Origin of the sequence: Desulfocurvus vexinensis DSM 17965 (assembly GCF_000519125.1) — a bacterium.
Taxonomy (GTDB): Bacteria; Desulfobacterota; Desulfovibrionia; order Desulfovibrionales; family Desulfovibrionaceae; genus Desulfocurvus; species Desulfocurvus vexinensis.
This window is the reverse complement of record NZ_JAEX01000057.1, coordinates 1-1,253: the sequence shown is the minus strand read 5'-3', so window position 1 is coordinate 1,253 and position 1,253 is coordinate 1. Positions and strand designations below refer to the sequence as shown.

General features: G+C 62.3%; 3 protein-coding genes and 1 pseudogene. 1 reads left to right on the top strand and 3 read right to left on the bottom strand.

All coding sequences use genetic code 11. The annotated features are described in order from the left end of the window. The 3 genes and pseudogenes from G495_RS0114580 to G495_RS23030 all read right to left on the bottom strand — a co-directional run. Positions 1-221, bottom strand: a pseudogene (locus G495_RS0114580) (hypothetical protein); the annotation flags it as partial. Next, complete coding sequence (locus G495_RS0114575) at positions 208-570, bottom strand: hypothetical protein (protein ID WP_028588368.1); 363 nt, start codon at positions 568-570, stop codon at positions 208-210. The gene G495_RS0114575 and the pseudogene G495_RS0114580, both read right to left, overlap by 14 nt. A gap of 12 nt (positions 571-582) precedes the next feature. Then, entirely contained in the window at positions 583-912 is a 330-nt protein-coding gene (locus G495_RS23030; RefSeq protein WP_425387616.1) for an HK97-fold major capsid protein, read from the bottom strand. 73 nt (positions 913-985) lie between these two features. Between G495_RS23030 and G495_RS23025 the strand changes: the two genes are divergently transcribed. After that, positions 986-1,253: helix-turn-helix domain-containing protein (locus G495_RS23025; protein ID WP_156939550.1), on the top strand; the 268-nt coding region annotated here is incomplete at its 3' end.

Genomic DNA, 1,253 nt, shown 5'->3' with positions numbered 1-1,253 from the left:
CAGGCATGAATCTGGCCCAGCAGGAGCAGCAGCTCGCGCGGTTCGCCTTCCGGCTCCGGAACCACCTCTCCGTTCACGACGGACATTGAAAGCTCCAGGTCGCGCGCCAGACGATAGACGCCTTTCAGGATGCAGCGCGAAAGGACGTCATCGGTAAACAGCTCGCCCTGGGGGTCGGACAGGTCGGTCCGGAGAACGACGACGAGATCAGCCAGCGCCACCTTCCACCTCCGTCAGCCGCTTCTTGAGGGCGTCGATCACCGTTCGTCGTTTCTCGCCCGCCAGGTGGGCTTTAAGTTTGTCAGGGTCCTTTTCGACGCCGATCCGGGAAATAGCCTCGGCTGCGGTAAGATCGGTGATGTCCTCTCGCCGCGGCTCGGCCGACGAGGTTGATTCCTCTCTCGGCTTATCATCTCTGCCGTCCATCCGGGCGAGCCTTCCCGCGGACAACGCCGATTCCATTTGGGGGGAAAGCGCGTCCGTTTCAAAGGTCTCGCCCGGATCGAGACGCAGCTTGGCGTCGGCGATGATCAGGACTCCCGGTCGGATGTTCTTCAGTTTCAACGTCACGGTTCACCTCCGTCAGCCGAGAATCTTGATCTTGGCGAGAATGTCCGGGCGGGTGATGCCTTGCCCCAGTTCCGACCAGACGAGCCAGCCCGTCTTGAAGCGGGTCTTCTGCTCGATGGCTTCGGTCTTGAGATTCTCACGCACCGGCAACTTGCCCACCTCCTCGTCGGGGATGAGCAGCACCTCGTCGATGGCCTGCGCGGCGGTCAAGAGAATGCCGCCGGTCCCGTAGTTCTTGATCACGCCCTTGGCACGCAGCTCGGCCTTGGTTTCCGGGTCGAGATTCCAGCCCCGCAGGTCATTGAAGCGCCGGCCCCGCATGACGATGTACTTCACCGTCAACTCGAGGTCCTGGGGCGGTGTACGGTTTTCTTGGACACCGAATTGGGAGTAAGAGATCCCCAGGAGGTGTTCGATGACGAAGGATGGAATGAGGGGCAGAGGAGCCTCCTCCCCGGTGGAGGGAGGCCATAGGCCGACCGGAACCGGGGATGAGGCACGCAAGCCGCCCAAGAGGTTCTGGGCCAAGCACAAGACCGAGGCTGTGCTCAGGCTACTGCGTGGTGAGGACATCGAGATTTTGAGCCGTGAACTTGGCGTGACCGCCGCCGCCCTGACCCGCTGGCGGGATCAATTCCTTGCTGGCGGTGCCGAGGGGCTCAAGAAGCGCTCACCCAAGGACG